At 39.7% G+C, this 26,689-nt stretch carries 20 protein-coding genes; 3 read left to right on the top strand and 17 right to left on the bottom strand.

Going from position 1 to position 26,689, the window contains the following annotated elements; translation table 11 throughout:
- From DEU40_RS10640 to DEU40_RS10615, 6 genes are all read right to left on the bottom strand, one after another.
- The coding region (locus tag DEU40_RS10640; RefSeq protein ID WP_146207846.1) for an alpha/beta fold hydrolase at nucleotides 1-186 on the bottom strand (186 nt) is incomplete at its 3' end.
- Nucleotides 187-495: 309 nt separating this feature from the next.
- On the bottom strand, nucleotides 496-702 hold the full coding sequence (locus tag DEU40_RS10635) for an ArsR family transcriptional regulator (protein WP_110009802.1): 207 nt from the start codon (nucleotides 700-702) through the stop codon (nucleotides 496-498).
- 32 nt (nucleotides 703-734) lie between these two features.
- A complete protein-coding gene (locus DEU40_RS10630) occupies nucleotides 735-1,535 on the bottom strand; it encodes an HAD family hydrolase (protein ID WP_110009801.1) in 801 nt (266 codons plus the stop codon).
- Nucleotides 1,536-1,611: 76 nt separating this feature from the next.
- Nucleotides 1,612-2,661, bottom strand: coding sequence for a UDP-glucose--hexose-1-phosphate uridylyltransferase (locus tag DEU40_RS10625; RefSeq protein WP_110009800.1), 1,050 nt, complete (start codon nucleotides 2,659-2,661; stop codon nucleotides 1,612-1,614).
- On the bottom strand, nucleotides 2,645-3,829 hold the full coding sequence (gene galK / locus DEU40_RS10620; protein ID WP_110009799.1) for a galactokinase: 1,185 nt from the start codon (nucleotides 3,827-3,829) through the stop codon (nucleotides 2,645-2,647). Before galK ends, DEU40_RS10625 begins: the two co-directional genes overlap by 17 nt.
- Before the next feature lie 164 nt (nucleotides 3,830-3,993).
- Nucleotides 3,994-4,866, bottom strand: coding sequence for an AraC family transcriptional regulator (locus tag DEU40_RS10615; protein WP_110009798.1), 873 nt, complete (start codon nucleotides 4,864-4,866; stop codon nucleotides 3,994-3,996).
- Between the two features lie 156 nt (nucleotides 4,867-5,022).
- Between DEU40_RS10615 and DEU40_RS10610 the strand changes: the two genes are divergently transcribed.
- Nucleotides 5,023-5,619, top strand: a complete 597-nt coding sequence (locus DEU40_RS10610; protein ID WP_002978746.1) for a hypothetical protein — start codon at nucleotides 5,023-5,025, stop codon at nucleotides 5,617-5,619.
- Between the two features lie 124 nt (nucleotides 5,620-5,743).
- On the opposite strand, the gene DEU40_RS10605 is transcribed toward DEU40_RS10610, so the two are convergent.
- The 6 genes from DEU40_RS10605 to DEU40_RS10580 are packed head-to-tail and all read right to left on the bottom strand — an operon-like array spanning nucleotide 5,744 to nucleotide 15,706.
- Nucleotides 5,744-7,777, bottom strand: coding sequence for an alpha-glucuronidase (locus DEU40_RS10605; RefSeq protein ID WP_110009797.1), 2,034 nt, complete (start codon nucleotides 7,775-7,777; stop codon nucleotides 5,744-5,746).
- 27 nt (nucleotides 7,778-7,804) lie between these two features.
- Nucleotides 7,805-8,779: a glycoside hydrolase family 43 protein gene (locus DEU40_RS10600; protein ID WP_110009796.1), complete on the bottom strand. Its 975-nt coding sequence runs from the start codon at nucleotides 8,777-8,779 to the stop codon at nucleotides 7,805-7,807.
- Between the two features lie 21 nt (nucleotides 8,780-8,800).
- A complete protein-coding gene (locus DEU40_RS10595) occupies nucleotides 8,801-9,910 on the bottom strand; it encodes an endo-1,4-beta-xylanase (protein ID WP_110009817.1) in 1,110 nt (369 codons plus the stop codon).
- Between the two features lie 10 nt (nucleotides 9,911-9,920).
- Nucleotides 9,921-11,366, bottom strand: coding sequence for an MFS transporter (locus DEU40_RS10590; protein WP_110009795.1), 1,446 nt, complete (start codon nucleotides 11,364-11,366; stop codon nucleotides 9,921-9,923).
- Nucleotides 11,367-11,393: 27 nt separating this feature from the next.
- Entirely contained in the window at nucleotides 11,394-13,298 is a 1,905-nt protein-coding gene (locus DEU40_RS10585; RefSeq protein WP_110009794.1) for a sialate O-acetylesterase, read from the bottom strand.
- Nucleotides 13,299-13,330: 32 nt separating this feature from the next.
- Nucleotides 13,331-15,706, bottom strand: a complete 2,376-nt coding sequence (locus DEU40_RS10580) for a glycoside hydrolase family 127 protein (protein WP_110009793.1) — start codon at nucleotides 15,704-15,706, stop codon at nucleotides 13,331-13,333.
- Nucleotides 15,707-16,220: 514 nt separating this feature from the next.
- Here DEU40_RS10580 and DEU40_RS10575 point away from each other — a divergent pair.
- Together DEU40_RS10575 and DEU40_RS10570 are read left to right on the top strand one after the other, a co-directional pair.
- The gene (locus tag DEU40_RS10575) at nucleotides 16,221-16,907 is read left to right on the top strand and encodes an NUDIX hydrolase (RefSeq protein WP_110009792.1); all 687 of its coding nucleotides are present in this window, start codon (nucleotides 16,221-16,223) and stop codon (nucleotides 16,905-16,907) included.
- 650 nt (nucleotides 16,908-17,557) lie between these two features.
- The gene (locus DEU40_RS10570) at nucleotides 17,558-19,279 is read left to right on the top strand and encodes an RICIN domain-containing protein (RefSeq protein WP_110009791.1); all 1,722 of its coding nucleotides are present in this window, start codon (nucleotides 17,558-17,560) and stop codon (nucleotides 19,277-19,279) included.
- 463 nt (nucleotides 19,280-19,742) lie between these two features.
- On the opposite strand, the gene DEU40_RS10565 is transcribed toward DEU40_RS10570, so the two are convergent.
- The 5 genes from DEU40_RS10565 to DEU40_RS10545 are packed head-to-tail and all read right to left on the bottom strand — an operon-like array spanning nucleotide 19,743 to nucleotide 26,639.
- Entirely contained in the window at nucleotides 19,743-21,470 is a 1,728-nt protein-coding gene (locus DEU40_RS10565; RefSeq protein WP_110009790.1) for a sodium:solute symporter family transporter, read from the bottom strand.
- A gap of 3 nt (nucleotides 21,471-21,473) precedes the next feature.
- On the bottom strand, nucleotides 21,474-22,631 hold the full coding sequence (locus DEU40_RS10560; protein WP_110009789.1) for an aldose epimerase family protein: 1,158 nt from the start codon (nucleotides 22,629-22,631) through the stop codon (nucleotides 21,474-21,476).
- 27 nt (nucleotides 22,632-22,658) lie between these two features.
- The gene (araA, locus tag DEU40_RS10555) at nucleotides 22,659-24,155 is read right to left on the bottom strand and encodes an L-arabinose isomerase (protein ID WP_110009788.1); all 1,497 of its coding nucleotides are present in this window, start codon (nucleotides 24,153-24,155) and stop codon (nucleotides 22,659-22,661) included.
- A gap of 39 nt (nucleotides 24,156-24,194) precedes the next feature.
- Entirely contained in the window at nucleotides 24,195-24,905 is a 711-nt protein-coding gene (locus DEU40_RS10550; RefSeq protein ID WP_002978734.1) for an L-ribulose-5-phosphate 4-epimerase, read from the bottom strand.
- Between the two features lie 33 nt (nucleotides 24,906-24,938).
- Nucleotides 24,939-26,639, bottom strand: a complete 1,701-nt coding sequence (locus DEU40_RS10545; RefSeq protein WP_110009787.1) for a ribulokinase — start codon at nucleotides 26,637-26,639, stop codon at nucleotides 24,939-24,941.
- Between the last annotated feature and the right edge of the window lie 50 nt (nucleotides 26,640-26,689).

Raw genomic sequence — 26,689 nt, 5'->3', positions numbered from 1 at the left:
GCTGGAACGCCCGTGGCCTCTTCTGTCGTGGGTAACCACTCTGTAGCCTTTCTGTAAAAAGAAAATCACCTGTGCATCCCAATCGTCTGATGATAGAGGCCATCCGTGGTGAAACATTAATACAGGTCCTTCTCCCTGATCTTTGTAAAAAATTTCTGTTCCGTCTTTTAATGTTAATGTGCTCATTGTTGTACTATTTTTTGAATTAAACTTATGAGCATAATGCCAAAAAACAACCCAAAACAACAAATCAATTGATTTTCAATACATTATTAAAAACAACCAGTAAATAATACTACGAAATATCGTATTATTATAATTCACCCATTACTATTTATATAAAAAACATAGAAATGTAAGCATATAAAACATCCAAAAACATGCGGTACAAATCTAAAATTCATACTTACATACAATTAAAAACAAAAAAATCAGACTCACGTCTGATTTTTTAAATATATACTATTTGTAATACCGAAAAGCTATGATGAGCCGTTATTCTGCCTTTATTTGTGACAGATCAAGACCCAGTTTTGTAAATTCTTCCTGTCCTTTCTCTGTAATATAATAGTGACGGTCTGCAGGATTTTCTTTGGCAATCCAGCCTTTCTCAACGAATTGTTCTAAAAGAAGCTGTCCCAGTTTTCCACCGATATGCTCATAGCATGTTTTGGCGGGCTTTCTGCCGGTTGATGTATTCATATTATTAGTTTAATTGGTGTTATATGGATGTACTAATTCAAATGCAGATAATCCTTAATCGTTTTCAGAACTCCGAAGCTGTCATTGGTGCATGCTTCAAAATTGGCTACCTGTTTTACATTCGGATGGGCATTTTGCATAGCGTAAGAATATTTGGCATTCTTAAGCATTTCTATATCGTTCATATAGTCTCCGAAAGCCATCGTATTTTCAGGTGAGATTCCCAGCGATTTCTGAAGGATTTTCAGCGCATTTCCTTTATTGATATCTTTATTCATAACATCCAGCCAATACGCTCCTGAAACCACTACTTCCAGACCGAATTCTTCAAATTTTTTCAGTGCCGGATACAGATGTTTTTCAGAACCTTCAGGATGATAAACTGCTATTTTAAAGGCGGTATCATCAATTTTTTCTGTCAGATCATCCTTCTTCATGTTTTCGGTGTAATATTTTGAGAAAAAATCCACAAACTGCTGATCTTCGGTTTCGTAATACGCCATCTTTTTGGCTGATAATACGGCTTTGGCACCGGGTATTTCACGGACCGCTTTAATAATCTCAACGATATATTTGTATTCCAGCGTATCAGCGAAAAGTTCCTGGTCTTTATAGATCACGTATCCTCCGTTTTCAGCAATAAAACCGATCTCACTTTCTATTTCTCCGAAATAATGGGTAATGCCCGGCATCTGTCTTCCGCTTGCCGGGACAAATACAATGTTTCTCTTTTTCAGTTCTTTATAAACTTCTGAAAACTCAGGGCTCATTTCATGGCTGGAGTTAAGAAACGTCCCATCCATGTCCGTCACAATTAATTTAATCTGTTCCATAATTTTATTGGGAAAAGCGAAATTCTGTACGTAGCAGAATCATAATTTGCTTATTCTTTTCAAAGATATTGATTTATTATTTTTTCTTGTAATGAATGGTGGAAAGGTTTCTTAATATTGCGGCACTTTGTTCGGGGGTAATGTCCCGTTGAGGCTCTGCAAGCATTTCATATCCTACCATAAATTTTTTTATTTCCGCACTTCTGAGCAACGGCGGATAAAAGTGCATATGAAAATGCCATTCAGGATGCTCTTTTCCGTCTGTTGGAGATTGATGAATTCCCGCAGAATAAGGAAATGACGTTTCAAAAAGGTTATCATATATTGTGGTCAGATCCTTGAGGACAGCAGCAAAAGATTCTTTTTCCGCTTCAGAAAATTCCGCAATATTTTCTCTTTTCTGTTTGCTGATCATCATTGTTTCGTAAGGCCAAGACGCCCAAAACGGCACCAATGCGGCAAAGTGTTCATTTTCTGTGACGATGCGCTCACCAGCCGTGATTTCCTGCCGAAGATAGTCTTCCAGCAATGTCCTTTTATTCTTTTCAAAATACGATTTCAGCTGATCCTGGGTTTTCTGAACCATTGCCGGAATGGACGACTGCGCCCATATCTGACCATGCGGATGCGGGTTGCTGCAGCCCATGATGCTTCCTTTATTTTCAAAAATCTGAACATAGTTGATATGGTCCAGAGCGGCCAGCTCATTGAACTGCTCCTGCCATACATCCACCACATTTTTGATGTGTTCCAAAGACATTTCCGGCAAAGTAAGGCTGTGGTTTTCAGAAAAACAAACCACCCTGTTGATTCCTCGTTCCGGAAGTAGAGTAAAAAATCCTGACTGTTGTTCAGAAAAATCAACTTCTTCATTCAGCAATGCTCCAAAATCATTGTTAAAGACATAGGTTCCTTTATATTCAGGGTTACGGTCTCCATTAGCACGAATATTTCCTGAGCAGAGATAGCAGTCCGGGGCATATTCAGGACGGTTTTCTGTTACTGTTTCTTCTCTCTGCCCCTGCCATGGCCTGTTTGCCCGTTGTGGGGAAACGAGTATCCATTCATCCAAAAGAGGATTGTATCTTCTGTGGGGATGTTTTTTAGGGTCAAATAATGTATTCATTGGTGTATTCTTTTATCCCGTCTGAAATTTTAACCTGGTAAACTTTCATCTCAATATTAAAGTGTTCAAAATATTTTTCACTGATGGCCTGAATTACTTCCTCAACTTTATCTTCCTGAATCAGGTTGATGCTGCAGCCTCCGAAACCTCCTCCCATCATTCTTGCTCCCAGTACACCTCCCTGCTGCAATGTGTTTTCAACCAAAAAATCAAGTTCTTCGCAGCTGACTTCAAATTCAGTGGACAGCCCGGCGTGAGTTTCCGTGAGAAGTCTTCCCAGATGCTCAACATTTCCTTCTGAAATAGCTTTTGCCGCCATTTCTACCCTCTTTATTTCTTTCAGTAAGTAGAGACATCTTTTATGTGAAACACTTCCCATTTTCTCTTTAACACTGTCAAGCATAGTTGTGGTAAAATCCCGGAACTTCTCTACTTCGGGGAATTTTTCCCATAAAACTTTTTTTCCATGCTCAACATCTTTACGCCTTTCATTATAGCCGGATGTCAGATGACTATGTTTTACACAGCTGTCAAAAAGCAATAAGCTGTATCCTTTAAGGTCAGCATCAAAATATTGATGTTCCAGGGAATTGCAATCAAGCATAATGACCTTATTTTCCTTTCCGAAAACGGAGGCAAACTGATCCATAATTCCGCACTGAACTCCTGCAAAAGTATGTTCGGATTTTTGCCCGATCACCGCGATTTCTTTTTTTGACAGCCGCAGATCAAAAAGTTCATTAAGGATATAGGCAAAACCGCATTCAAGAGCGGCCGAAGAGGAAAGCCCGGATCCCATCGGGATGGTACTGCTGAAAACAATTTCCATTCCGCAAAATTGATTTTCGGGTTTCTGCAGCTGACTGAAAACGCCTAGAATATAGTTTGCCCACATTTGCTGTACCGGTTTTATCTCCGCTGCGACATCAAATGTATATTCTTCTCCGAGATCCTTGGCTATGATGGTACAAAGGTTTGTCTGAGGGAGTTTACGGACAGCAAAACAGATGTATTTGTCTATGGCAGCAGGCAATACAAAGCCATCGCTATAGTCTACATGCTCACCAATAATATTAATTCTTCCGGGAGAAAGGAAAATATGTTCAGGCTCTTCTTTGAATTCGGTCCTAAACTTTTCTAGGGTTGGGTTGATTAACTGTTCATGCATATCAATCTTATCTGATCAAACAGATCCTGGGGATCCTAAGTATAAAACTACTAAATTTATAACAGAGAAATTATACTTTATAAATATTGTTTATAAGTGTTAAATATACACTTATATTTCAATACATTCCAAAACAACACCTTATTATTAAACACGACTGTGAATTACTCCATAAAATAGTTGAATTCTTTTCTATATTGAGAAGGACTTTTTTGGATATATTCTTTAAAAGTCCTGTTAAAATAGCTGAAGTTATTAAACCCCGATTCAAAGCAGACTTCCGTAATGCTCAAAGGCTGTTCTGCCAGAAGTTTGAGGGCATGGGTAATTCTGTATTCATTAACAAACTGCGTAAAGGTTTTATTGGTGATTTTTTTAAAGTAGCGACAAAAAGACGGTACTTTCATATTGGCTAGATCAGCCATTTCTTCGAGGGTTATGGCTTCTTTGAAGTGATCTTTAACATAATTGAATATAAGATTTATTCTTTCATTGTCTTCAACCTGTGTCTGAAGGTAATATTTTCCTGCATTTAAAATCCTGTAATCCTGATTCATAGCAAGTTCGTCCAATATTTTCAGAAATCTGCACAGCTTGTCCATTGAGGAAGTTTCATGCATCTCCGTAATCTCTTTCCCGATTGTTTTCTTCACCTCTTCCCCGAATACAATTCCTGCTTTTGACTTTTCCAGTAGTGCAGAAATCCTTTGCATCTCCGGAATATTCCAGATCGGTTCTCCTAAAAAATCAGGCTTAAACTGGATCACCATTTCATACTCATTATGTGTACTTTCATTGGTCAGTCCACAATGCGGAAGATTGCTTCCTATCAGTACAAGATCTCCTTCTGAAAAATAAGTGATACTGCTTCCGATCTGTCTCTTCCCGGAACCTTTGCATACAAAAATCAACTCAATCTCAGGATGGTAATGCCAGACATGTGATTTTATATTCTCATTAGTCAGAAATTTAAGGCTGGTAAAACTGCTTCCTATAGTAGGTCTTACCGCCTCAAAAGAAGGATTTACATGTTTCATAGGCCAAATACAAATAATTTCATATGCAAAATTAACAAATAATACATTAATACCATTAAACAAGGTTAATATAGTACATCAATATGAAAATTTAATTATAGCCTGAGAAGTATTGCTGCCCTAGCTTTGCAATATTAATCCTAAAAGCCTTAACCCATGAGCACATTATTAAAAGCCGTATTTTTTGCAGGAGCCTTATTGTTTTCAGCAAATGTAATGAGTAAGGACAGAGATTTTTCCCTTTCCTTTGGAAACGTACAAGACAAAACCTTGAATTTTGAGCTTTTAAATGCTAAAAGTGTTTCTGTTTTTGTCTATAACACTGCACATGACGAGCTATTTTCCGAAAATCTTGCAGATGGAGATCATGTGATGAAGACTTATGATTTTCAAAGCTTTACACCAGGAACGTATTATCTGGTAGCAGAATCAGAAGCGAAGATAGAGAAATACAAGATTAAAATCAATGCTGATAATGTAATGGAGGTGGAAAAAACACCTGTAAGCGCTGTGCATAAGCCTGAATATACTATTTCCGGTCATATGGCCAAGCTTCACATGTCTGATGTAAAAGGACCTGTAAGCATTTCAGTTTATGACCTTTCCAATACAACATATTATACTTCGAACAAAAAATATGCTGACGGCAAGGTGGATATCACTTTTGATCTTGATCCTAAAACAGCAGATCAATACATCATTCAGGTTGAAGAAAACGGAAATGTTTTTAATAAGATAATTTCTCTCCGATAAAACGGAATATATACAGATAGATTGACCTATCGATCATTCCAATTATTTTGGATTAAAATTTTACTTACAGTTTATTGTTTTGAGGCAGCTCCATTTCCTAACAGAAAAAGAGCTGCCTCATTTTTTAATTGTGATGTCCCATGTTCAGTTTAATCTTCTTCAGATCTTCCAGTTCGTGAACAGGACGTTCTATATCATAAGGTATAGGTTTTTTGGAAAAAGTCTGGAAATACAGCAGGCAGGCATCTTTCCACCACACCGCATCCTTAGATTGAATTTTAAGCTTTGACTGAACATCAGCAAACCTTTGTTTATCAATATAAGGTTCCATTCTATTCCAGACTTTCTGATAGTCCCTTACCTTCTTCACCCCGGAATCATAGGTATAACACAGCTCATCCCACAAAGATTTTCCGTCTTTCATTGTATAATCCCATGGAACATGATGAAACCACAGGATAAGATTTTCCGGGCAGGTTGAGATGTTTCCATATCTTTCATTAAGCGGTGGAAAATACTGTGAAACCGCATTGCTTCCTGTTTTTGTTCTGTTAAAACCTACCCCTTTAGCATCAGCCTGATGGTAATAGACAGGGGACCAGTCTGGTCTTCCGCCTTTATAATCTCCCCATGGTTCAGGGCCGTAGTGATGACCTCCCGCAAAGATATGGTGTAATCCTAATGGCATCATATAATCCACGGCAGTTTCTCTGGAAGAAAGCATGATCTCCTTTACCGGATTCAGAAAGTTTTGATCGTCTGTGAAGGTCATTTTAATCCATTCATCTGCAATCTGCTCTGAGGTCACCTGATGGTTCCATGCTAATCTCCCGAATGCATACCAGTTGGCCTGAGCAAAATGATGTCCCGTCCAGTTCGTATCTTCCCCGATATTGGCAACGGCTGAAATGGCTGTCAATTTTGCGGGTCTTAAAGTACCGTCTGTTATTTTAGCAATCGTAGAGCCTTGGCCGTCAGAATAAGTATCGCTGTCCAGAGTTTCCTTGAATAATGGAGCCAGGAAAACGAGATGGTTTGAAAAGCCCAGATATTCCTGGGTGATCTGAAATTCTACCATTTCAGAAGTTTTTCTTAAAGCTCCGAAGAGTGGATTGAACGCTTCGCGAGGCTGGAAATCAATCGGTCCGTTTTTGATCTGAATAATCACATTATCCCTGAATTTACCGTCCAGAGGTACAAATTCCAGATAAGCCTGTTTGGCTCTGTCGTCTTTGCTTGGACTGTAGACAAAGGCTCTCCACATCACGATCCCGTTGTAAGGTTTCAGGGCATCGGCCATCATATTGGCTCCGTCCGCATGGGTTCTTCCGTAATCCTGAGGGCCCGGCTGGCCTTCGGAATTGGCTTTCACCAAAAATCCGCCAAAATCGGGAACTAACTTGTAAATTTCAGCCGCTTTATCTTTCCACCATTTTTGTACGTCTTTATTCAACGGATCTGAATTTTGTAATCCGCCCAGCACTTTAGGTGAAGAAAAATTCACGGAAAGATATACTTTGATGCCGTAAGGTCTGAAAATATCAGCCAGAACCCTTACTTTTTTAAGATAATTTTCCCTAAGCATATTGGGTGATGCATTCACATTATTCAAAACAACGGAATTGATTCCTACAGAAGCATTGGCTCTTGCATATTCTTCATAACGCGGCGAAACTTTCCCGGGTAAATCTTCCCATTTCCAGAGTGATCTTCCGGCATAGCCTCTTTCAATACTTCCATCCAGATTATCCCAATGATCCAGAACTCTTACATCGTATGAGGGTTTTTCTATCGTACTTAAATGAGACAGATCTGCTTTTGTCTGCTGCAATCGTAAGATATGATAGACCCCATACAACAATCCTATTTCTTTACCCGCAGAAATAACAATTTTTTCAGGCGTGGAAACAATCCTATAACCGTCTTTCAGGTTTTTCTCTTTGTTTTCGGTACGAAGTTCCACCGTCTGTCCCTGCCAGTGCCTGCCCAGCTCTTTTCTGGCAATATTCAGGGTTGGACTGCTGCCTTTGGAAATAATTTTATCTGCCGATATTCCGTTTTTTGCAGAAAACCGAAGCCAGAGCTGACTTCCGTCCTCCGCGAAAACCAACAAAGGAAATATCAGAATAAATAGAATGTTGAATCTCAGATATCGCATTGAAAAATTTTAAGTTATTAAAGATGACTATGACTGGTCATCAAGACCTTCAATCGTTTTGATTTTACCTTCGTTATCGTATTCCAGTTCAATCACTTTCATACTTCTCAGCCATGTTTTACCACCACTCGGAACAGAATCATGGAAAAACAGATACCATTTCCCTTTGAATTCCACAATACTATGATGAGTGGTCCATCCAACCACCGGAGTAAGAATTTCACCCTGAAAAGTAAATGGTCCGTAAGGATTATCCCCAGTCGCATAGCAAATCAGGTGGGTGTCTCCTGTAGAATAAGAGAAATAATATTTACCATTATATTGATGCATCCATGATGCTTCAAAAAAACGGTGTTTGTCACCATGAAGCAGAGGTTTTCCGTTTTCATCAATGATGACAACGTCTTTAGGAGCTTCCGCAAATTCAAGCATATCATCGCTCAGCAGAGCCACTTTTGAATGGATTGCGGGTTCATCATTTTCTGGAATTATAGCAGATTCAAGTGCCTTATTATCTCTGTAACGCTGTAATTGTCCGCCCCAGATCCCTCCGAAGTACATATAATATTTACCTTTATCTTCAAAAATGCAGGGATCGATGCTGTAACTTCCCATCATCGGATGTTTTTCAGGAATGAAAGGCCCGTAAGGTTTATCACTCACTGCAACACCGATTCTGAAGATATCATTCTGATCTTTAAGAGGAAAGTACATATAATATTTGCCGTCTTTAAAGGCCACATCGCAATCCCAAAGCTGTCTCCCCGCCCATGGGATATCTTTTACCGAAAGGACTACACCATGATCTTTAATTTCTCCGCTGTCCACATCATCCATTGAGAAAACATGGTAATCATTCATATCAAAGTGGTCCCCGTTATCGTTTTCTTCAATTCCGCTTTCGCGGTCGTGAGAAGGATAGATATAGATTTTATCTTCAAAAACGTGAACGGAAGGATCTGCCATATAATCTTCCGGGAATAAATATTTTGATTTTTTCATTAAGTAAAAATTCTATTGATTTTAATTTTTCTCTGCCAATTTTATTATTTTTTGTACCACAGGTTTCTCCTGATCTTTCCTGTCAAACAATAACGGGTAATCTGTTCTTCCTTTTACCGGGAAATCGTTTTTCCAGGATTGTTTGTCGGTAACTCCCCATAAGGTTACTCTTCTTATTTTATCTTTATGCTTTAAAAACAAGCCAAAGAAATCAAGATAACGTTTTTCCCACTTCATTTCTACTTCCTTGGGAAGTCCTTTGGTGTAAGGATTCATTTCTTTCTGGTAGGCAACGGTATCTGAAATATTGGCAGAACTGCCCCATGGAGAAGGCAGCGCACTAATTTCCAGCTCCGTAATATTAACTTTAACTCCGGCATTGGAATAGGCCAGAATTGCTTTTCCATATTCATCGATAGAAGGGTTATCCATTCCGACATGGGCCTGCATTCCTACTCCATCAATACGGATTCCTCTTGATTTAAGTTTCTCAACCATTGCAATGACTGTTTTTACCTTTTCAGGATACCATTCATTATAATCGTTGTAATATAATTCTGCATTGGGATCAGCTTCCTGTGCATACTGAAATGCCAAAGGAATAAAATCTTCACCCAGGATTTCGTAAAACTTACTTTTCCTGTAGGTTCCGTCTTCAAGAATGGCTTCATTCACCACATCCCATCCTTTTACTTTCCCTTTGTAACGGGAAACTACCGTTGTTATGTGGTTTTTCATGCGTTGTTTCAACACTTCCGGAGAAACATCTTTTCCATTTTTATCTGAAAAAAACCATTTTGGAAGCTGTGAATGCCAGATTAACGTATGTCCGATGATGAACATATTGTTTTTCATCCCGAAATCAACAAATTTATCGGCGTCATCAAAGAAGAACTTTCCTTCCTGAGGCTGCAGGAACATAGATTTCATACAGTTTTCGGCAACAACAGAACTGAATTGTTTTTTGATAATCGCCGCTGCTTTCTGATCTGTCCCGTCAATCTGGGGAAGGCTCATGGCAGTTCCGATATAAAATTTATCCTGAAATGCTTTTTTTAAAGTACCGTCAGACTTCTGCGCCGACAGCCCGGAAGCGGTAAGAGCCGCCAAACCAATTAAAATACGTTTCATAGTTATTTTTTTATTTTCTTCTTTCAGCCAGATCTTTTTCAATCTGAACTTCCATTTTTTTATTGATTTTGTAAAATAAAAGCAGTCCGCAGGCAATGAAAAACGGTATGGACGGGAAAATACTCACAAGCATCTTCGCTCCTGCTGCCACTGTCTCAGGCTGAATAACCTGTTCGCTCCCGTGTACTGAAATGTATCCGTATTTTCCAATGATCAAAGCTACCAGAGAGCTTCCGATGCTTAGACCTACTTTCAATCCTATCATCATGGCAGAAAAGATAATAGCGGTTGCCCTGCGGTTGTTCTTCCATTCCGAATAATCAGCCACATCAGCAATCATCGCCCACAAAAGCGGTGTACTGATTCCATAAAAGAATCCGTGTAAAATCTGTGACAGAAACATAATTCCAACTGCTTTTGGAGGATAAAATATAAAGAACAGGATAAACAATGTAGAAATGAATAATGAAGCAATAAAAGTATCTCTTTTTCCAAATCTGTCTGCCAGTTTTTTAGAAAAAGTAATGCCTACAATCATCATGACAATTCCTCCTGCATTAAATAATCCGAACCCGGCAGATTTCGGGTCTTCCCCAAAGAAATTCATCCCTGCAGAATTAAAAAATGCTGTAATGGGTGAGATAAAACTTTTGAGTGCATTTTCATCCACATAGTTGTTAAAATAATAGACATAAGATCCTCCTTTCATAGCCAATGTGATAAATATAAATGCAGTCACAGTAAGCATAATAATCCAGGGTCTGTTCTGGAATAAATCTTTTAAATCCTCTTTCAGACTTGATTTCTGCTCCGGTTTGGGAATGATTCTTTCTTTGGTGGTAAAAAAGGTAATCAGTAACATGACGGATCCGATCACCGCCAGCCATGTCATAACGGTCTCGATCCCCTGTGCTTTATCTCCGTGTCCTACATATAGAATGATTGGCAACATAAATACCTGTACAAAGAACTGGGCAAACATCACCGCTACAAAACGGTACGAAGAAATACTGTTTCTTTCTCCCATATCCCCTGTAATCACACCGCTCAGAGCAGCATATGGTAAGTTATTGGAAGCATATAATAACAATAATAATGAATAGGTAACCGCAGCATAGATCATTTTACCTTGGTAGGAAAAGTGAGGCGTGCTGAAGGCCAAAAGTGCTGCAGTACCAAGCGGTACAGCGGTAAATAAAATCCATGGACGGAATTTCCCCCATCGTGAGCTTGTACGGTCTGCCAGTGCTCCGATAAGCGGATTAAAGCCAAACCCGGCAATTAAACCTACAGTAAGGGTAATGACAGAAGCATCTTCTGCTTTGAGTCCGTAAATATCTGTATAAAAATAGGTCAGGTAGGTGACTAAGGTCTGAAAAACAAGGTTGGCTGCCAGATCTCCCAGGCTATACCCTACTTTTTCTATTACCGATATTTTTTGTGGTTGATGATCCATTGATTCTAATAAGGTTTCTATGTTAAATTAATTTTTTTCTGTTGTAAAAGGTGAAGCCGGAAGCCCGCTTTTATTTTTAAGATTGCCGTCTGGGTTGTCTGCCCAGTCGTAACGTACATTGACAGGACTGGTGACCTGATCATTCCAGACAACGACTTTATTACCTTTTGCTTCTGCTTTTGCCCATTGATAACGGCCGTCTTTCTGCTGTATGGCAAAACCTGTAAGGCTTCCCTGTACCAGATCATCTGTTCCGGTTTTAAAGGATAAAATAATGGTATTGCCTTCTGTTTTCATCGACTGATAAACAGGTCCGTCAGCTATGATTTTTTTGCCTTCCCCTACTTTCAGGGCCTGTAAAGCCAGCCTGTCACCCACTGTTTTTTTATTGAGCGGATGAATATCGTTCCATTCTCCCACATCAATCGTTACCGCAAGTCCTGAATAAGGAACATTCAGAGAAACCTGTCTCTGCTGTTCTCTCAGCTCAGCCCAGTTGCTTTCAATCGGTTCATCCTTTTTCTCCATAAAATTAGCCAGCTGTACAATGAAGAACGGCAAATCAGTCTTGTTCCATTTTGAACGCCAATCTAAAATCATTGTTGAAAGCAAATCTCCGTATTCTTTTGGTTTCCCGGTATTACTTTCACCCTGATACCAGATAAATCCTTTGATTTTATAATTGATCAGCGGATTAATCATGGCATTGTAAAGCCCTACCGGTTTCCAGCGGATAAATGTCTGTCCGGGAGCCATTTTTTCCATTTTTGCTCCTATCTTATATTTCCACTCGCCTTTAAGGTCTGTTTTTTGTCCATCAATTTCTAAGTAATACGGTTTATCAGCAATAAACTGTCCTTTTCCGCTGCCATTGATAACTCTAACCGTAATGATATTCTTTCCTTCTTTTAAAATACCTTTCGGAATGTCATACCAGCGTGGCGGATATTCATAGGTTACATTTCCTACTTTGATTCCGTTGATGTAAGTAATATCGGCATCTTTTATCCTTCCCAGATTGAGAAATGCCGTTTTCTGATCCACTCCTTTTGGCAGGATAATTTCTTTACGGAACCATACCGAACCGTCAAATGAACCTTCCTGATCTTCCCACGATCCCGGAACCATCATGTTTTTCCATTCGGAATCATTAGCGTTATCTTTTTCCCAGTGCTGATTGAACCCAATATCACTCTGATCCAGCTCTGCATACCATGCTTTGCTCAATGATCTTTCCTGGGATTCTGTAGATTGTATCAGATCATCATTTTTCCATTTTTCTGCTTCAGCCAGGTATTCCGGGTATTTTTTCAATGATTTTTCATCCATCCAGGCCTGAACCGGAGAACCTCCCAGACTGGTATGAATGATTCCTACAGGAATTTTGTTTTTTTCATTCAGTTCTTTCGCAAAAAAATAAGCAACGCCTGAAAAATCAAGAATAGTCTGAGGATTGGTACTTTCCCACTTCCCTCCGTCAAGATCATTTTGCGGAGCTTTAAAATTATATTTCTGCGGAACCGTGAAGAATCTTATATTCTGATTATTGGCGTTTTTAATTTCATTTTCATACAAAGGTGTCAGCCTGCGCATCGGAAGTTCCATATTGGATTGTCCTGAGGCTACCCATACATCACCAATAAGAATATCTTTAAGGGTGATCTCATTAATCATCATGGTATATGGACCTCCGGCATTAAGCTTTGGAATCATAAGAGACCAGTTTCCCCTTTGGTCTGCTGTGGCATTATAGGTTTTATTGATAAACTTAATTGTAATTTTTTCTCCTGCGTCTGCATATCCCCAGATTTTAAGATCCTGATTTCTCTGAAGGATCATTCCGTCTGAAACCAATGCGGGAAGTCTTACCTTTGCATGAAAACTGCAAATAGCTGCAAGAAAAAATAATAAATATAGAGTTCTGTTCTTCATGGAAAAAATCTGTTTTTAATGTTGGTTCAGCTTTATTTCTTTTCGTAATTTTCTGTCAGTAACCGGACTTCAATGACTTTAGCGGTCATGAGTTTTTCATCTGCAAGGAATTTTACACTAAGATTTTCTTTATTCTTTTCTGAATCCGGAATCGGAACAATCAGATATTGAGGTAAACTTCCGGACTTTCCTTCCAGATTTTGGGTAATGATTTTTTTATCGTTGATCTCAATATTCAGCGTACGGCTGGTATTCGCATCAAAGTACAGCAGGTAAAGGTATGAAGCATTTTTTCCGGTATTTTTAATCCGGTAACTGAACCAGCCTTTGGCATCACGGAAATGGCGGTCTTCCATATATCCTGTACCAGAGTCTTTGCTTTCTATAAAATGGTCTGATTCCGGCTGCTGTTCGCCCAATTGGATCTTATCTGCGGTGATCATATCCAGCTTTCTGGTTTCTGCTTCTTCTTTTGCCCTTTGCTTCAAAATATTTTCTATTCCGTTTTTATCAGCCTGAGGCCAGTATAAAATATATCTTTCTGCCTGAATACTGTAAAACGGCACAAGACTGAGCCCTTTCCCGAATTTTTCAGACGGATAAAGACCTGTAACGGTAAAGTTGAGCGGTTTATTGTTCGAAGGCTCAACATGACTGACAACTTCTGAAGAATTTCCGAGGATAACAGGAATTTCGTTTAAAGGAATCTGCGGACCATGAGCAATATGGCCTCCTCTGCTATCGTCCGCAAGAAGTCCCTGTTGGTTTTCGGTCCCGTATTTTGCGGCAAGCACCACAGGGCCGTATTTAAATGCATAATAACTGGAGCGGTCAGGCAGCTGTTCTGCGGAAAGATGCATAGGTAAAATCATTTTCACGACATCACCTTTTTTCCATTTTTTAGTCAGCGTAAAATAACCGTCAGAACCTCGCTGTACTTTTTCCTGTTTTCCGTTGATCAGAATTTTTACTTCCGAAGGTGTAGTCCATTCGGGACATCTAAGTTTTACATCAAATTCTGATTTTCCTGCAGCATCAAAGATCAATGTTGTTTCAGGAACTTCCGGGAAGTTATTGACCTGGCGGAGCACTACTTTTTGCTGTTTCCATGTCAATGTGGAAGGGATAAATAAGTTCACATATAAATCCTTATCCGACCGGGCATAAATCATTTCTCCATATTTGGCATGGTTTTCCATTCCGGATCCTACACAGCACCAGAAGCTGGTCTGAGGCTGCGAATACACACGGTAATGTCCGGGACGCATTGGCGTAAAGTACACAAAGCCTCCCTGATCATGATTTTCTGTGGAAAGAATATGATTGTATAAAGCTTTTTCGTAATAATCTATATAATACGATTCGGGCTGCGTTGCATAAAGCTCTTTGGTCAGCTTCAGCATATTATAGGTATTGCAGGTTTCGGGACCTTCAATACTTTTGATCATGCTGCTGAAATCATTGACAGGGTTAAAGTGCTCACTAACACTGTTTCCGCCAATAACTGAAGATCTTTTCTCTGTAACGTTATGCCAGAAAAAATCAGCGGCATTACTCCAGGACGTATTATTCTCAAGATCGGCAATCCGTTTATAGCCGATTACTTTTGGAATCTGTGTATTGGCATGCAGTCCTGTAAGTTTATCTTCTCCTGATAAAAGCGGTGTAAGAATAGCCTGATGGGAAAAACGGTGAGCCAGTTTCAGATACTTTTTATCATGAGTGATATCGTAAACATCTGCAAAAACTTCGTTGAGCCCTCCATGTTCACTGCGCAGCATATCCTGTATCTGTTCATCAGAAAGATCCGACACTTCATTCATCATCCAATCTGTAAGCTTTACAAGCATTGCCTTTGCTTTTTCATTTTTGGCATACCAATACGCATCGCGCAGCCCTGAGTAAAGTTTGTGAATATTATATAAAGGTACCCAGCGGTCGTTCAAACCGAAGCCTGAAGCGCGAATATTTCCCTGTTTTATTTCTTTCCAGATTCTTTTCCCGTTAGGAATCCCTGAAATGTATCCGTCCGGAGAGGTTTTCTGGCACCGTTCCAGTTCATTGATCATATAATCAATTCTCTGTTGTATCGCAGTATCTCCTGTAGAAGCATACATCAGGGATAATGCGGAAATATAATGTCCTCCTATGTGACCGTCCAGTCCTGTATTTTCCCAATTGGGATAATTATCTGCCCTGGGTTTCAACCCGGCTTCTTTAAGATAAGGAGCCAGCAGCCTGTCAGGTTCCATTGCCATGAGATATTGACGGTCTGCCATCATAGCTTTATTGAAAACACTCTCTGATAACTTTACAGTTTCCAAAGGGAAATAATGAATTTTCTTATTCATCTGCGCTGAGGCAAATGAAGCAAAACACAATAAAATAACCGAAAGTTTTGGGGTCATGGATAAATGTTAATTCAACATTTCTAAAATAACAGAAAGAATCTATATACGAAACATTTCCTGAGTCTGTTTGACTAATTTTTTCATTTAAAACTTTCAATAAAGCCCTGAAAACAACAAAAAACACACTACCTTATCATAAAAAATAAGATAATTAATTCACAGAAAAACAAAACCTTAAAACCATATGATTCCCTATGAAAATGAATTCAGAACATGTTTTGGCAAAAATTTCAAAGATATAGCAAATACCTTATCGTATTTTTAACGTTAAGTCCCTTTTCTTGACTATTATCAATCTTATTTTTAATTTTAACACAATTTTAACATTCAATTCATGTATGATTAACCTGATTTCTGTGATATTTTCCGGTTTTGATAACGGTTTTACCTCCCAAAATATCCTTTAGAAATAATTTTAATGAAATAAATCATTCAGATTAAAAAGTGTATGAATCACATTTATATAATATCATATTCATAAAAGCTTTACCTTTGTAGTAAAATATAAAAGATGACTGAGGATTACTCCCAATATCCCAAACACCTTGTTGCTGTTGACTGTATCATTTTCGGTTTTGACGGCGAAAATCTTAAAATACTTTTGGTAAAAAGAAATTTTGAACCTCAAATGGGCGAATGGTCGTTGATGGGTGGCTTCGTTGGCAGTGAGGAAACCTCTGATGAGGCGGCCAACAGAGTTCTGTGTACATTGACCGGTCTTGAAAATATTTATCTTGAACAGCTGAAATGTTATACGGAAATTAACCGTGAGCCGACAGCCAGAATCATGTCTATCTCCTATTATGCACTGATCAATATTGAGAAAAACATCCAGATCAATGAGCAGTACAGTGCAAAATGGGTGGAACTGCAGAAAGCTCCTGACCTTATTTTCGATCATAACGAAATGGTAAAGGATGCTGTAGCAAGATTAAGAAGAAGAGCTTCCACAGGACCTATAGGATTTGAGCTTCTTCCTGAAAAGTTCACAATGAAAGATCTTCAGAATCTTTATGAAGCTATTTTTGATGAAAAATTTGACAAGCGGAATTTTACCAGCAAGATCAACAGTATGGATATCCTTGTGAATACGAATAAAAAGGATATGACGTCATCCAGAAAAGGGTCTTTTCTTTATCGGTTTGATGAAAAAAAATACAATAAAAAAATCTCGCGGGGATTTATGTTTAAAATCTGATAGACCAACCTGTTTAATTTTGGAAAAAGTATTCCAGAAAATTAACAATTTAGAATGATAGAAAATTCAGCATACTCTTATTAAAATCTCACTTTTGTGAGATTTTTTTTGTGTTCCTGGCGGAAATTTCAAGCAAGCCAAACAGTTATTTGGTCTTTTTTCAGAATGATCGTCATAAAAATTTATGATAAGGTTTTTTCTTTTCTCCTACCACACAATGTATTATAATTATATGGTTTATAATCTTATTTATGATATATAATTTTTTGTTAATTTTTAATAAAATATTGATTTATATTTAATATTATATGTATTTTTATACAAAACTAATAACCATATTCAACAACAACTCAAATTTTCACAAGCCCCGAACTTAACTTCGCGGGAACCAGAAAAAAGAGAGAAAAAGAATTTCCAATTGCAAACTGAATAGAAATGGTTCCAGTATTCTACCTAAAAGCGGTATTTAGGTAAGGAAATATGGAGACAAACAGGTTAAACGGTTTAGTAATCTGAAATCAATCCTTATTCAAATCCACCGTTAATAAAAATTAAGAAGTTTTACTTATCTGCGCAATACTCCTGCGCAATATGAAGAATCAAAATATTGACGGCTAAAAAATGAGACCAAACTTTAAATATATCAAATTATGAAAACAAACAAAATGTGGCTTTTTCTGGCCTTTCTGTTAATCATTCTTTCCAGCTGTTCTACGATGGATGAAAAAAATTTACTAGAAGACCCTGACACCAACTTAAGTGTCGGCGCTAGCGCAAGAGCGTTGGCAGCAACACCAATGCTGCATGTCGGAGGCAGATACCTTAAAGATCCCTGTGACAATAATGTTGTCTTACATGGTGTCGCCATAACTCCCAGCCCCTGGTTCAATGGTTGTCAGTATGGGGCTAATTCCGGCTACTGTACCTGGGATAATTACAATGTACAGGGCGCTCTGAACTATAATAAAGCTGTCATGAACAAACTTAGCAGTGCTGCTGATGGTTGGTATCTCAATTACATCCGTCTTCATATTGACCCGTATTGGACCAATGATCCCGGACCGGCCATCCCTGAGAACGACATCTCAAGATTCAATTATAACCGCCTGGTAACGTATACAGATCAGGTAATAATTCCACTGATCAACCATGCCCGCAGCCTGGGAATGTATGTCATCCTGCGTCCACCAGGTGTATGTCCAAATCGTATTGCTGTGAACGATGCTTATCATAGCTATCTTAAAACCGTATGGACCTTTTTGTCGCAGCATCCGGGCCTAAAGAACGCTGACAATGTGATGTTCGAATTAGCCAACGAACCAGTTGAGATTCTGGGAACAAATGGCACATGGGGATCTACAGGAAACGAGCACTTTGCAGCACTTAAAAACTTCTTCCAGCCATTAGTCAATATTATCCGTAACAACGGAGCCAATAATGTTTGCTGGATACCGGGCACAGGATGGCAATCACATTATCAAGGCTATGTCAATAACCAGATTACAGGTGGTAATATTGGTTATGCTGTTCATATCTATCCAGCTTACTGGGGCGGTCTCAGCAACTATCAAGCCTTTCAGAACGCATGGAATATCAACGTTAAACCGATTGCAGACATTGCACCGATTGCTATTACCGAGACCGACTGGGCACCGCAGGGCTATGGTACCTTCGGCATCGGTACAACAGGTACCGCAGGCGGAAGCGGATTTGGCGCCAATTTAAAATATATCGTGGATCAGTCAGGCAATGTAAGCTGGAATGTTCTTGCCCCGGATAATCTCCTCCACAAAGGCGATCCTAATGCAGGAACAGCCTACAACAACGATTGGGAAGCCTGCGCCGCACCAGTTAAACAGTGGTTCCAGCAATATGCATCCTCCAATTATCCTGTTGGAAACTGTAATACAACCAGCAGCCTGGTTAATAATGGTATTTACGAAATCGAGTTTCAGACCGATGCCAATAAAGTAGTTGATCTAAAATCCGGAGAGGATGCCAATGGCGCAGTGTTAAGACCATGGACAAGGAATGGTGCTGCCGCACAGCGCTGGGTTGCAATTGACGCCGGCAATGGTTACTGGCGTTTTGTATCCAAAGCGAGTGCAACCAATCGCTGCATTGACTTAGCCAGTAACAGCAATACACTAGGAACCTCGATCAGGCTTTGGCAGAACTATGGTAATGATGCACAAGCCTGGCAGGTAGTTGCTGTCTCCAATGGTTATTATAAAATCCTGTCCAAGGTAGACCCTACACGTGGCTGGGACATTCCCAACTGTACCATGGATGGCAATTCAAACTTACACCTTTGGGATTACTACGGTACGTCATGTCAATTGTTCAAGTTTAAATATATTGGAATGAACTGATATTAATAAAAAAACAGGGTGCTTTTTAAGCATCCTGTTTTTTTATTGTATGTGAAAAGTCAATTTTGCTTCGCAAGTCAATGGTGAATTTTTAAAAATTGACAATAAAGCGAATTCACTATTGACCTTTCACTTTTAAAAAGTCAATTTGCTTCGCAGTCAATAATGAATTTCTAAAATTGACAGTGAAACGAATTCACTATTGACCATTCACTTTTAAAAAGTCAATTTTGCTTCGCAAGTCAATGGTGAATTTTTAAAAATTGACAATAAAGCGAATTCACTATTGACCTTTCACTTTTAAAAAGTCAATTTGCTTCGCAGTCAATAATGAATTTCTAAAATTGACAGTGAAACGAATTCACTATTGACCATTCACTTTTAAAAAGTCAATTTTGCTTCGCAAGTCAATGGTGAATTTCTAAAATTGACAAGTGAAACGAATTCACTATTGACCATTCACTTACCAAAACCTTACATACAAGGCGGTCAGTAAAAGCAGCGTCATCACAATCAAAACTAATGTCCTGTTGTCTACTTTAAACATTGCTACATCAATGGCAAAGGCTTTAGGATTAATTTTCGGACCTGCAAAACTGATCAGAATCATCGCGATGATGGTGATAAAGAATGACCATCCCATATTGATCAGGAAAGGAATTTCGGTAATGGTATGCACTACTCCGTTCTCCAGCTTTTCATAAGTGAATGCTGTGTACATCCACGTCTCTTTCCCAAAAATTCCCACGGCAAAGCTGTTGAAGAAAATGGCAAGAACAAAACCTAAAATTACTCCTACCAAAGCCGCTGTGCCAGTCGTTCTTTTCCAGAACATTCCCAGAAGGAACATGGCAAAAACTCCAGGACTGATAAAGCCTGTATATTTCTGGATAAATGTGAAACCGCCTTCACCACCAATTCCTAAAACATCTGTCCAGGTAAAGGCCAGTGCTGCCATCATTGCAATAATAATGACCCAGCGGCCTGTTCTCACCATCTGAATTTCGGTGGCATCTGTTTTAAGGTATTTCTTATAGATATCCAGGGTAAAAATGGTTGAGATACTGTTCACTTTTCCTGCCAGTGAAGCTACAATTGCTGCGGTCAATGCTGCAATAGCCAATCCTTTAAGTCCAACAGGTAAAAATCCCAATATTGCAGAGTATGCCCCGTCTTTCACTCCGTTGAATCCCGGAAGGTGTCCTTTGGAATATAAAACGTAAGCAGCGATTCCCGGAAGCATAACAATTACAGGCATGAATAATTTCAGGAAACCAGCAAATAAAATTCCTGTTCTTGCCGTTTTGAGATCTGCTCCCAAAGCTCTCTGTGTAATATATTGATTGCATCCCCAATAGTTCAGGTTAACAATCCACTGCCCGGCAAAATACATGGCCAGACCCGGTAACACCACATATTTCTGTACCTCAAGGTTCTGAGGCATTGCCAAAGTAGTAGTCGTAGTTGTTGGTTTTTGAAGAATCAGCTTAAAGTGCTGCGGAGCCTCATTGATCAGGGTATTGAATCCTGCCAGCGCATTTCCTACAGCCGCTCCGTTGATTCTCTGGTCCACAATCTGCAATGCCATATAAACTGTTGCAAAACCTCCGATAATAAGGACTGCCACCTGTATAACGTCTGTATATCCAATTACTTTCATTCCTCCGAGACCGATCAGAAGGGCCATAAGCAAAAGAGCGATCATAATACCGTGAAGATGTTCTCCTCCTAATAAAGTATCAATGGCAAGAGCTCCAAGGTAAAGAATGGAAGTAAGATTCACGATAACATACAGAAACAGCCAGAATACTGCCATGATGAGCGAAACAGATTTGTTATACCTTCTTTCCAGAAACTGGGGCATGGTATAAATCTTATTTTTAAGATAGATCGGAATAAACCAGACTGCGATAATGATCAGTGCAACGGCAGCAATCCATTCGTAAGCGGCAACAGCAATTCCGACAAAGAAACCTTCACCGCTCATTCCAATAAACTGCTCAGCGGAAATATTGGAGGCAATTAAGCTGGCTCCGATCGCCCACCAGGTCAAAGATCCTTCCGCAAGGAAATAATCCTTACTTCCTGTAGATTCAGACTTTTTCTTTTTATAGATCCATAATCCGTAAGAAGCTACCACTACAAAATAGATCAGGAATATGATGATATCAATAGTTGCTAATTTTCCCATAGTTTACTTTTTTACGGAGAATTTATAGATGGTTTTCGAGTGGTATTTCTGTCCGGGCTTCAGTTCTGTGGAAGGGAAAGAAAGCTGATTCGGTGAATCCGGGAAGTGTTGTGTCTCTAAGCAAAATCCTGTTCTGAATTCATTTTTACCTCCGGTTTTGGTATCAAACTTTCCGTCAAGAAAATTTCCGGAATAAAACTGCACACCGGGTTCATCTGTGAAGACTTCCATTAATCTTCCTGTTCCCTGGTGATACACTTTGGCGATACTTCTCAAACCTTTTCCATTCAAAATCCAGTTATGGTCATATCCTTTTCCTTTTTTCAGCTGATCATCGTCTGCACTGATATCTTTTCCGATAGGCTTTGAAATCGTAAAATCAAAAGGAGTTCCTTTTACTGCTTTCTGCTCACCGGTAGGAATCAATGTTTCATTTACCGGAAGAAAATGGTCTGCATTAATTTGTAATTCATGATCAGTAATCATTTTAGTAAAATTTCCTGACAGGTTAAAATAAGAATGCTGGGTAAGATTCACTACAGTAGTCTTATCTGTTTCAGCTTCATACGAAATTTCCAAGGCATTGTCGTCTGTAAGCGTGTAAAAAACAGTTGTTGTTAATTTCCCCGGATATCCTTCCTCACCGTCTGCACTGGTATAGGATAATTTCAATGTCGGAAATTTTGCATCTTTTACTACCTCAATATTCCAGAATCTGGTATGAAATCCCTCCTTTCCTCCGTGAAGGCTGTTGGGACCATCATTTTTATCAATTTCGTATGCTTTACCTTCCAGCGAGAATTTTGCATTAGCAATCCTATTGCCATATCTTCCGATCAAAGCCCCAAAATAATAAGGGTTTCCATCAAAATATCCTTCAGGTTTTGTAAAACCCAGAACCACATCTTCATATTTCCCGTTCTTATCAGGAGCAGTTAAAGAAGTGATAATCCCGCCGAAGTTGATGACTTCAACTTTCATCCCGTTTTTATTGCTTAATGTGTATTTTTTAATAGAATCGCCTTTGGGCGTCACTCCATAGTCTGAAGTTTGAACATTCTCCATTTTTCCTGAAATATTCTGTTTGTTATTTTCTTTTCTGCAGCCGAAAATAATTAAAAATAATAAAATAAAAATGCCGTTATATGTTGTTTTTTTCATAATTATTTACATATTTTTTACAATTAATTAACGATAATACATTTCATTCCAACGAAGTGTATTTTTGAAATCACGCATTCTGGTATCTTCATCAATAACTAATGATTCAATTCCTGCTATCTCAGCAAAATCTTCCAGCTGTTCTGCCGAAATATTTTCACTGTAACATGTATGGTGTGCCCCTCCTGCCAGTATCCAGGCTTCTGCAGCCGTATATAAATCAGGCAGAGGTTTCCATAAAACCCTTGCTACCGGAAGTTTTGGCAGCTCTTCTGTAATTTCCAATGCTCTGGTCTTGTTGATCAGCAGTCTGAAATGGTTTCCAAAGTCCATCAGGGCAGCATTAAGAGAATCAATATTTCCTCTGGAGTTAAAAACAAGACGAACGGGATCTGCTTTTCCTCCGATTCCCAGCGGATGGATCTCACATGAAGGTTTCCCGGCTGCCAGCACAGGATCTACTTCCAGCATATGGGAGCCTAAAATGGAAGGATTGGAAGGGTCTAAATGATAGGTATAATCTTCCATAAAGGCATTTCCACCTTCAAGGCCCTGCCCCATTGTTTTCATGGCACGTACGAGCGCTGCGGTTTTCCAGTCTCCTTCGCCTGCAAATCCGTATCCTTTCTGCATCAGTCTCTGTACGGCAATTCCCGGCAGCTGCTCCAGCCCGTGAAGGTCTTCAAAAGTATCAGAGAATCCTTTAAATCCACCGTCTTTTAAAAACTTCTCAAGTCCTAATTCAATTTTTGCAGCGGTGTGCAGCGAACTTCTGTTGGCTCCTCCCTCCAAAAGAGATGCTGCCATGTGATAAGAAGATTCATATTCTTCCATCAGGCTTTTTATTTCTCCCTCACTTACAGAATTGATAACGCCTACAAGATCACCGATTCCCCAGGTATTCACTGAAAAGCCGAACTGGGTTTCAGCTTCCACTTTATCTCCATCTGTAACGGCAACAAACCGCATATTATCTCCGAAACGTGCAAATTTAGCGCCCTGCCAGTCGTCCCAGCCTGCAGCAACACGGCTCCAGTCACCAATTTGCTTCTGAACTCTTTCTTCTGACCAGTGCCCTACCACTACTTTTCTGTTTTTTCTGAGTCTGCTCACCATAAAACCAAATTCACGGTCTCCGTGAGCAGCCTGGTTAAGATTCATAAAATCCATATCCATGGTAGACCACGGAATATCTCTGTTGAATTGGGTATGCAGATGCAGAAGAGGCTTCTGTAAAATTTTTAGCCCTCTGATCCACATTTTAGCGGGTGAAAAAGTATGCATCCACGTAATTACTCCTATACAGTTTTCTGCATGATTGGCTGCTGCAATGGTTTCAAATATCTCTTCGGTAGTTTTTACCGTTGGCTTTACAATAACTTTTACCGGGATGAAAGAAGATTTTTCAAGTTCTGCCACAATTTTCTGTGAGTGTTCTGCTACCTGTGCCAGTGTTTCTGGTCCGTATAAATGCTGACTTCCTGTGATGAACCAGACTTCTTTGGTATTGAGAGGTGTTAACATAGTTTTGTTGATCGTTAATAGTTGTTTATCTTGAAATGTTTAGTGTTTAAATTCCTGTCCGTAATAAGCATTCTTGCCGTGTTTACGTTCATAATGTTTTTTGATGAGTGAGTCTTTCAGACGTTCTGCATCAGGATTGATCTGCCTGGTGAGGTACGCCATTTCGGCAATGGTTTCCAGCACTTTGCTGTTGTAGACCGCTTTCTCAGCATTTTTTCCCCAGGTAAACGGACCGTGATTGCCGATAAGAACCATTTCCACTTCTTCCGGAGAGAGCTGTTTTTCTTTAAAGCATTCCAGAATCTGTATTCCTGTGTTGTATTCGTAGTTTCCTTCGATCAGCTCATCCCGCATAGGTGGAGCGCAGGGAATATCTGTTGTTAAATGGTCTGCATGGGTGGTCCCGAAAACAGGAATATCCATTTGTGCCTGTGCCCACGCCACGGAATAGATCGCATGAGTGTGGGAAATTCCACCGATGTTTTCCCAGTTTTTGTACAGGTAAGCATGGGTCTTGGTATCGGAAGAAGGTCTGAGCCTGCCTTCAATGACATTGGCATCAAAATCTAAAATCACCATATCTTCCGGCTTTAAAATATCATAAGGGACACCGCTTGGTTTAATGGCAAAAATCCCTTTATCACGGTCCACAGCACTTACATTTCCAAAGGTATAGACCACCAGCTTCAGGGCATCCAGCTGCATATTCGCTTCGTAACATTCTCTTTGGAGTTCTTTATAGGTATTCATTTGAGTGTCATTCAAAAGGTTAATATTCGAGAATCAGGAGTTCTGAAGTTCTTTCCTGTTGTTTTTCAGTTTGGTATTATATTCTACAAAATCAGCAAGCTTCTGGTATTGCTGCATTAGTTCTCTGTAGTACTGTACTTCTTCGGCTTTCGGCTGGTATTCCGCTTCAAATCCGGAGCCCATTTTCATACTGGCTTCCTGAACGGTCGGATAAATTCCTGCTGACACGGCCGCATAAACAGCAGCACCCAGAGCAGGAGTCTGGTCTGAAGCGGCAACAACAATCGGCATATCCAGAACATTAGCGAGAGTCTGCATGATAAATGGCGATTTCCTTGCTACTCCACCGATTCCGATCACTTTATTGATTTTCACCCCTTCGTCTTCAAAACGGTCAACGATCTTTTTAGCTCCGAAACAAATAGCATTGACTAAAGCTTTAAAAATATGGGGAGCTTTTGTTCCCAAAGAAAGCTGGCTGATCGCTGCTTTAAGTTCCTGGTCTGCATCCGGTGTTCTTCTTCCGTTTACCCAGTCCAATGCAATCGGAACAGCATCTGAGAGAGGAATTTTTTCTGCTTCAAGGGTCAATTTTCTGATAAGTCCGGCCTCCATTTCTTCAGCGAGCTTTGTTTTCTGCTCCTCTGAAATATTTTCGGAATGTATCATCACCTGGTGAACCGGCCACATCAGGATATCTTTATACCATGCCAGCACATCTCCAAAGGCTGACTGTCCTGCTTCAAGCCCTATCAGTCCCGGAATTACGGAGCCGTCAACCTGTCCGCAGATTCCTTTTACGGTTGTATCTCCGATAGCTTCCTGTGAGGCCACCATAATATCGCAGGTAGAAGTTCCCATGATCCTGATCAGGGTATTTTCTTCCACCCTAGCTCCTACTGCGCCTGAATGGGCATCAAAAGTTCCTACAGTAATAATGGTTTTGGTGGTAAGACCGGTTTTTGCGGCCCATTCTTCATTCAGGTAGCCGGCAATTTCATCTGAAGTATAGGTTTCCTTGTATAATCTTCCTCTGAGCGCTCCCAGAGAAGGATCAAGCCTGTTGAGGAATTCTTCGGAAGGCAGACCATCCCATGACTCATGCCACATGGCTTTGTGGCCAGCTGCACAACGGCTTCTTTTAAAGGTAGCCAGGTCTTTATGATCTGATAAAAGGAAAGTCAGATAATCACAGTGCTCCATCCAGCTATAAGCAGCATTTTTTACCCCTGCATCCACTCTACTGATGTGCAGTATCTTGGCCCAGAACCATTCTGAAGAATAAATACCGCCTTCATATTTTGTATAATCTTCCCCACCCCAGGTTCTTGCAAGGGTATTGATTTCTTCAGCTTCGCGGATAGCGGTATGGTCTTTCCATAAAATCATCATGGCATTGGGGTTTTCCTCAAATCCCGGAACCAGTGCCAAGGCAATTCCGTCGCTTGTTACTGGTAACGGTGAAGAGCCTGTAGTATCAATACAAATACTTACGATCTGCTCTGCCGGTATTCCGCTTTCTCTTACAACTTCTGAAATAGTTTTTTCCAGACCTTCAATATGATCTGAAGGATGCTGTCTGAAACTGTTGGCTGAGGGATTACAAAATCGGCCTTCCTTCCATCTCTGGTAGTAGCTGACTGAAGAAGTTATTTCGGAACCGTTTTCAGTATCAATAAGGACCGCCCGTACGGAATCTGTACCGTAGTCCAGCCCGATAACATATTTTTTCATGGTGGTGAAACGTTTTTGATTATTGAGATTTTAAATTCTCCTGATGAGAT

The organism is Chryseobacterium sp. AG844 (assembly GCF_003182335.1).
In the GTDB taxonomy this organism is placed as follows: domain Bacteria; phylum Bacteroidota; class Bacteroidia; order Flavobacteriales; family Weeksellaceae; genus Chryseobacterium; species Chryseobacterium cupriresistens.
This window is presented reverse-complemented; position numbering and strand designations above follow the sequence as displayed.

What these genes read in the sequence shown, in the direction of transcription:
- DEU40_RS10545 (WP_110009787.1), bottom strand. Translation starts at nt 26,639, where the DNA reads ATGAAAAAATATGTTATCGGGCTGGACTACGGTACAGATTCCGTACGG.
- galK (WP_110009799.1), bottom strand. Translation starts at nt 3,829, where the DNA reads ATGCATGAACAGTTAATCAACCCAACCCTAGAAAAGTTTAGGACCGAA.
- DEU40_RS10550 (WP_002978734.1), bottom strand. Translation starts at nt 24,905, where the DNA reads ATGAATACCTATAAAGAACTCCAAAGAGAATGTTACGAAGCGAATATG.
- DEU40_RS10625 (WP_110009800.1), bottom strand. Translation starts at nt 2,661, where the DNA reads ATGAATACATTATTTGACCCTAAAAAACATCCCCACAGAAGATACAAT.
- DEU40_RS10600 (WP_110009796.1), bottom strand. Translation starts at nt 8,779, where the DNA reads ATGAAAAAATCAAAATATTTATTCCCGGAAGATTATATGGCAGATCCT.
- araA (WP_110009788.1), bottom strand. Translation starts at nt 24,155, where the DNA reads ATGTTAACACCTCTCAATACCAAAGAAGTCTGGTTCATCACAGGAAGT.
- DEU40_RS10585 (WP_110009794.1), bottom strand. Translation starts at nt 13,298, where the DNA reads ATGAAGAACAGAACTCTATATTTATTATTTTTTCTTGCAGCTATTTGC.
- DEU40_RS10590 (WP_110009795.1), bottom strand. Translation starts at nt 11,366, where the DNA reads ATGGATCATCAACCACAAAAAATATCGGTAATAGAAAAAGTAGGGTAT.
- DEU40_RS10565 (WP_110009790.1), bottom strand. Translation starts at nt 21,470, where the DNA reads ATGGGAAAATTAGCAACTATTGATATCATCATATTCCTGATCTATTTT.
- DEU40_RS10615 (WP_110009798.1), bottom strand. Translation starts at nt 4,866, where the DNA reads ATGAAACATGTAAATCCTTCTTTTGAGGCGGTAAGACCTACTATAGGA.
- DEU40_RS10595 (WP_110009817.1), bottom strand. Translation starts at nt 9,910, where the DNA reads ATGAAACGTATTTTAATTGGTTTGGCGGCTCTTACCGCTTCCGGGCTG.
- DEU40_RS10575 (WP_110009792.1), top strand. Translation starts at nt 16,221, where the DNA reads ATGACTGAGGATTACTCCCAATATCCCAAACACCTTGTTGCTGTTGAC.
- DEU40_RS10635 (WP_110009802.1), bottom strand. Translation starts at nt 702, where the DNA reads ATGAATACATCAACCGGCAGAAAGCCCGCCAAAACATGCTATGAGCAT.
- DEU40_RS10580 (WP_110009793.1), bottom strand. Translation starts at nt 15,706, where the DNA reads ATGACCCCAAAACTTTCGGTTATTTTATTGTGTTTTGCTTCATTTGCC.
- DEU40_RS10570 (WP_110009791.1), top strand. Translation starts at nt 17,558, where the DNA reads ATGAAAACAAACAAAATGTGGCTTTTTCTGGCCTTTCTGTTAATCATT.
- DEU40_RS10560 (WP_110009789.1), bottom strand. Translation starts at nt 22,631, where the DNA reads ATGAAAAAAACAACATATAACGGCATTTTTATTTTATTATTTTTAATT.
- DEU40_RS10605 (WP_110009797.1), bottom strand. Translation starts at nt 7,777, where the DNA reads ATGCGATATCTGAGATTCAACATTCTATTTATTCTGATATTTCCTTTG.
- DEU40_RS10610 (WP_002978746.1), top strand. Translation starts at nt 5,023, where the DNA reads ATGAGCACATTATTAAAAGCCGTATTTTTTGCAGGAGCCTTATTGTTT.
- DEU40_RS10630 (WP_110009801.1), bottom strand. Translation starts at nt 1,535, where the DNA reads ATGGAACAGATTAAATTAATTGTGACGGACATGGATGGGACGTTTCTT.